Raw genomic sequence first — 5,012 nt, forward strand, 5'->3', positions numbered from 1 at the left:
CGCAATGGAACGGCGCGCTCACCTGCAAGAGCACCACCCGCTTGGCACCCCGCTCCTTCGCGATGGCGGCGGCGCGCTCGACCGCATCCTTACTACCGGACAGGACCGCCTGGCCGTCCGCGTTGTCGTTGGCGAGCTGGCACACGCCGCCATCCGCCGCGGCGGCATCGGCCACTGCCATGGCGGCGTCGGGGCCAAGCCCCAGCACCGCAGCCATGGCGCCCTCGCCCGACGGCACCGCGTCCTGCATCGCCTCGCCGCGCAGGCGCAGGAGGCGGGCGGCGTCGGCAACCCTGATCGAGCCGGCCGCGGCCAGCGCCGAATATTCGCCCAGCGAATGGCCGGCGACATAGTCCAGCCGGTCGGCGAGCCTGCCGCCGAGCCGCTCCTCCAGGGCCCGCACCGCCGCGAGCGAGGTCGCCATTAGCGCGGGCTGGGCGTTGGCGGTGAGCGTGAGGCGGTCGGCCGGGCCCTCGAAGATCAGGGCGGAGAGCTTCTCGCTCAAGGCCTCGTCGACCTCTTCGAACAGTCGGCGCGCGGCCGGCGACGCCGCGGCCAGCGCGCTACCCATGCCGACCGCTTGCGCGCCCTGCCCAGGAAACACCGCGATCACGGCCATGCTCTCTCCCTTCGGCTTGCCCTTCGGCCCGTGGAGGATGCGAGGCGGCAGCGTATGTCAAGCGTGCCGGGCCTTGCATCGGGCAAATGCGCTGCTATGTTCCGCCGGCTTCGTGGTCCGGGCTGTTCCGGACCCGAGGGTCGCGTGCTGCACGGATCGCCAACCCGTACCGCTTCGGTGGTGGCGGGGATTCGTGCTGTCCACATCAAGGCAGGCCAAAGGGAGCATCATGCCCTTTTACGAGCACACCTTGATTGCGCGTCCCGATCTTTCGGCTCAGCAGGCGCAGACGCTCTCCGAGAGCATCGCGCAGATCATCGCCGACAATGGCGGTTCGGTCAGCAAGGTCGAGTACTGGGGACTGCGCAATCTCACCTACCGGATCAAGAAGAACCGGAAGGGCCATTACTTGCACTTCAACCTCGACGCGCCGGCCGCGTGCGTGGAGGAGCTGGAGCGCCAGGAGCGCATCCATGAGGATGTGCTGCGCTACCTGACCGTTCGGGTCGAGGAGCTGGATCCCAACCCGTCGCAGATCATGGTTGCGAAGAGCAGCCGCGAGGAGCGGGGCCGCCGCGACGACGGCTATCGCCGTGACCGCGACGACCGTGGCCCGCGCGAGGACCGCCCGCGCGGCGACCGTGACGAGCCGCGCCGCGAGCGCCGTGAGGAGGAAGTGGCATGATGGACAACGATGCCGGCGAACGCCGCCGTCCTGCCGAGCCGCCAGCGATCACCATCCGCCGGCCGTTCTTCCGCCGTAAGAAGGCCAGCCCCTTCGCGCATGCCGATGCGCCGGCGATCAACTACAAGGACATCAAGCTCTTGCAGCGCTTCATCAGCGAGCGCGGCAAGATCGTCCCGCGCCGCATCACGGCGGTGACCGCCAAGGAGCAGCGCGCGCTGGCCCAGGCCATCAAGCGCGCCCGCGAGCTGGCGCTCCTGCCCTACGTGGCAGGCTGAGGAGGACTAGAAAATGGAGGTCATCCTCCTGGAGCGCGTTCACAAGCTCGGCCAGATGGGCGAGATCGTGAGGGTGCGCAACGGCTACGGCCGCAACTACCTGATCCCGCAGGGCAAGGCGGTCAACGCCACCAAGGCCGCGCGCGAGGACTTCGAGAAGCGGCGCGTCCAGCTGGAGGCCCGCAATCTCGAGCTGAAGGGCGAGGCCCAGAAGCTGGCCGGCAGCGTCGAGGGCCGCACGATCGTGCAGATCCGCCAGGCCGGCGAGGCCGGCAACCTGTTCGGCTCGGTGACTGCGCGCGACATCGCTGCCGCGCTCACCGCCGACGGGCTGTCGATCGACCACCAACAGATCCGCCTGGAGAACCCGATCAAGACCTCGGGCCTCCATCCGGTGATCGTTGCGCTGCATCCCGAGGTTGAGGTCACCATCACGGTGAACGTCGCCCGCACGGTCGAGGAAGCCGAGATCCAGGCCGGCAAGGCCGCCCCGGTCGAAGAGGAGGAGGCCGAGGAGCCCGAGCTCGACGACGAGGACGACCTGGAAGCGCAGATCCTGGCGATCCGCTGACCCCCTCAGGGGGCTTCGCTGCACTGCGTAACCGCGTTGCAAAGCCTGTGTGCGTGTGCACAAACTGGCCATCGATGGGCCAGGATACAGGTGAAGATCAGGGGCTCCTTCGGGGGCCCCTTTTCGATTGCAGGATGGGCGAAGTCCATCGAAGGGGCGCCAGATGAGCACACGTACGGCGGACGAGGCGGAAACCAGCAGCGAGAAGGTCGCGATCGTCAAGAAATACGCGAATCGTCGGCTCTACAACACGGCGACTTCCAGCTACGTGACGCTGGACGAGCTCAGCCGGATGGTCCGCGACGGCGAGCATTTCCTGGTCTACGACGCCAAGAGTGGTGAGGACATTACCCGCTCGGTGCTCACCCAGATCATCCTTGAGGAGGACGGCAAGGGCCGCAACCTCCTGCCGATCGGCTTCCTGCGCCAGCTCATCAGCTATTACGACGACAGCCTCCAGCAGGTGCTCCCGCGCTATCTCGACATCAGCATGGAGAGCTTCACCCGGCAGCAGGACCAGATGCGCGCCTATCTCCAGGGCACGTTCGGGCCGTTCTTCCCCGCCGAGCGGTTCGACGAGATGACCCGCCAGAACATGGCCCTGCTGCAGAACGCCGCCCGCATGTTCAATCCGTTCGCCGCCGCGGCGGCGACCGCCGGCGCCAAGGAGCCGGCCCAGCCCCAGCCGCCGGCCGATCCGGTCCGCGACGAGGTGGCCGAACTGAAGAACCAGCTGGCCGCCATGCAGCGCCAGATCGAGGAGATCGGCAAGAAGCGCGGCTGACGCCCGCCCGCCCCTCCCCTTTTCCCCCAGCAAGGGACGCCGGATGACACTCGCCTGCTTCCTGCCGGCCGGCACGGCCGCCCGCCGCATCACCCTGGTGCCCGCGACACGCTGGGCCGACAGTCTGGCCGGCCTGGCACCGGCGGCCGCTTCCTGGGCGGAGGCGACCGGGTTCCGGCCACGGCCCGGTGCCGTGCTGTTCGTTCCAGGCGAAGGGGGCGAGCCCGCCGCCACCCTGCTGCTCCTTTCTGACCCGGCCGAGCCCGGCGACATCGCCCAGGCAGTGGGCGCCCTGCCGGAGGGAGACTGGGCGCTGGACGACCCGCAGGGCCTCGTGCCGGCGGACCGGGCAGCGCTCGGCTGGGCGCTCGCCGCCTACCGATTCGAGCGGTTCCGCCAGTTCGATGCCGGCCTGCCCCGGCTGGTGCTGCCGGGCGGCGGTGCGGCGGAGCAGGGTGTCCGGCTGGCGGAAGCGATCTGGACGGCGCGCGACCTGATCAACCTGCCGGCCAACGAGCTGGGCCCGGGCGAGCTACTGGAAACGATCGCTGCCATGGGACAGCGGCATGGCGCGGAGGTGCGCCGCATCCATGGCGAGGAGCTGCTGGCCAAGGGCTTTCCGCTGGTCCATGCGGTCGGTCGGGCCGCGGCCAGGCAGCCCGGCCTGATCGACCTCACCTGGGGCGATCCCCGCCATCCAAAAGTAACACTGGTCGGCAAGGGCGTGTGCTTCGACACGGGCGGCCTCGACATCAAGCCGTCCTCGAGCATGCTGCTCATGAAGAAGGACATGGGCGGTGCCGCGGTCCTGACGGGCCTGGCCGGTGCGATCATGGCGGGGGCCATGCCAGTGCGCCTGCGGCTGATCGTGCCCGCGGTCGAGAACAGCATCTCGGGCAGCGCGTTCCGGCCGGGCGACATCCTGCGCTCGCGCAAGGGGCTCACCGTCGAGATCGGCAACACCGACGCGGAGGGCCGGCTGATCCTGGCGGATGCGCTGGCACTCGCCGACGAGGAGGAGTGCGATCTTCTGCTGGACGCCTCGACCCTCACTGGCGCGGCACGGGTAGCGGTCGGGCCGGACCTGCCGGCCATGTTCACGCCCGACGAGGCGCTGGCGGCCGAGCTCCTCCAGGGCGGCCTCGATGCCGGTGAGCCGCTCTGGCGCCTGCCGCTGCACGCGCCCTACCGGCGCATGATCGAGAGCAGCGTCGCCGACCTGAACAATGCCGGGCAGAGCCCGTTCGCCGGGGCGATCACCGCCGCCTTGTTCCTCCAGTCCTTCGTGACCCGCACCAGGCGGTGGGCGCATCTCGACCTGTTCGCCTGGAACCCGGAGAGCCGGCCGGGCCGGCCCAAGGGTGGCGAGGCCACCGGCCTGCAGGCTCTCCACGCCGCCATCACGAAGCGCTACCGGCCATGAGCGAGCGGCCGAAACGGACCGGACGTGGCGACTACCTTCGCTTCTTCCCGGTCCAGACGCGCTGGACCGACAACGACATGTACGGCCATGCCAACAACGCGCTCTATTACGAGTGGTTCGACCTGGCGGTGAACCGGCTGATGATCGAGGAGGGGGGTCTCGACCCGACCGGCGGGCCGGTGATGGACTTCGTGGTGGAAAGCGGCTGCCGCTACCATGAGAGCGTGGGCTTCCCCGACGCGCTGGAGGTGGGCATCAGGGTCGGGCGGCTCGGCACCAGCTCGGTGCGCTGGGAATGCGCGGTGTTCCATGCCGGTGCCCCGCTGGCAGCCGCGGATGGGTTCTTCGTCCATGTCTTCGTCGACCGTGCGACCCGCCGGCCGACCCCGATCCCGCCGCCGCTGCGCCAGATGATGGAGCCGCTGGTGGGCGCTGCCATCTGACTTTACCCAAAGGCGGATCCGTGCCAACCGAGCCGGGGTACCGCGCGGAGATCGGGGTGGACACGATCCAGACCAAGCTCAGGGTCAATCTCGCCCAGCGAGAGTTCGAGGTCGCCGGCAGCGAGGCCTTCGTGCGCGAGTATACCGAGCGGATCGAGCTCTTGCTGGAGCGGCTGGCCAATGGCGCCGGGCCGATGCACGCCGCCGCC

The 5,012-nt window shown here is 69.4% G+C and carries 7 protein-coding genes; 6 read left to right on the plus strand and 1 reads right to left on the minus strand.

What is annotated here, in order from left to right; translation table 11 throughout:
• On the minus strand, positions 1-619 hold a 619-nt coding region (locus tag EQG76_RS11155; RefSeq protein ID WP_159713383.1), incomplete at its 3' end, for an ACP S-malonyltransferase.
• Between the two features lie 229 nt (positions 620-848).
• Here EQG76_RS11155 and rpsF point away from each other — a divergent pair.
• The 6 genes from rpsF to EQG76_RS11185 all read left to right on the plus strand — a co-directional run bounded on the left by rpsF (position 849) and on the right by EQG76_RS11185 (position 4,803).
• Positions 849-1,304 (plus strand): 30S ribosomal protein S6, encoded by a 456-nt coding sequence (gene rpsF, locus EQG76_RS11160; RefSeq protein WP_159713389.1) that lies wholly within the window; start codon positions 849-851, stop codon positions 1,302-1,304.
• Positions 1,301-1,582 (plus strand): 30S ribosomal protein S18, encoded by a 282-nt coding sequence (gene rpsR, locus EQG76_RS11165; RefSeq protein ID WP_157505604.1) that lies wholly within the window; start codon positions 1,301-1,303, stop codon positions 1,580-1,582. The genes rpsF and rpsR overlap by 4 nt, the downstream gene beginning before the upstream one ends.
• Before the next feature lie 13 nt (positions 1,583-1,595).
• Positions 1,596-2,153 carry a 50S ribosomal protein L9 gene (gene rplI / locus EQG76_RS11170; protein WP_159713384.1) on the plus strand — a complete coding sequence of 186 codons (558 nt, stop codon included), beginning with the start codon at positions 1,596-1,598 and terminating at the stop codon, positions 2,151-2,153.
• Positions 2,154-2,316: 163 nt separating this feature from the next.
• On the plus strand, positions 2,317-2,937 hold the full coding sequence (phaR, locus tag EQG76_RS11175) for a polyhydroxyalkanoate synthesis repressor PhaR (protein ID WP_159713385.1): 621 nt from the start codon (positions 2,317-2,319) through the stop codon (positions 2,935-2,937).
• A 43-nt stretch (positions 2,938-2,980) separates the two neighbouring features.
• Entirely contained in the window at positions 2,981-4,360 is a 1,380-nt protein-coding gene (locus EQG76_RS11180) for a leucyl aminopeptidase family protein (protein WP_159713386.1), read from the plus strand.
• On the plus strand, positions 4,357-4,803 hold the full coding sequence (locus tag EQG76_RS11185; RefSeq protein ID WP_159713387.1) for an acyl-CoA thioesterase: 447 nt from the start codon (positions 4,357-4,359) through the stop codon (positions 4,801-4,803). Before EQG76_RS11180 ends, EQG76_RS11185 begins: the two co-directional genes overlap by 4 nt.
• Positions 4,804-5,012: the final 209 nt, after the last annotated feature.

The sequence above is a fragment of the Geminicoccus flavidas genome (assembly GCF_009806515.1).
In the GTDB taxonomy this organism is placed as follows: domain Bacteria; phylum Pseudomonadota; class Alphaproteobacteria; order Geminicoccales; family Geminicoccaceae; genus Geminicoccus; species Geminicoccus flavidus.

Excerpts from the sequence above, each read along its gene's own strand:
- rplI (WP_159713384.1), top strand. The coding sequence starts at position 1,596 with ATGGAGGTCATCCTCCTGGAGCGCGTTCACAAGCTCGGCCAGATGGGC.
- rpsF (WP_159713389.1), top strand. The coding sequence starts at position 849 with ATGCCCTTTTACGAGCACACCTTGATTGCGCGTCCCGATCTTTCGGCT.
- phaR (WP_159713385.1), top strand. The coding sequence starts at position 2,317 with ATGAGCACACGTACGGCGGACGAGGCGGAAACCAGCAGCGAGAAGGTC.
- rpsR (WP_157505604.1), top strand. The coding sequence starts at position 1,301 with ATGATGGACAACGATGCCGGCGAACGCCGCCGTCCTGCCGAGCCGCCA.
- EQG76_RS11180 (WP_159713386.1), top strand. The coding sequence starts at position 2,981 with ATGACACTCGCCTGCTTCCTGCCGGCCGGCACGGCCGCCCGCCGCATC.
- EQG76_RS11185 (WP_159713387.1), top strand. The coding sequence starts at position 4,357 with ATGAGCGAGCGGCCGAAACGGACCGGACGTGGCGACTACCTTCGCTTC.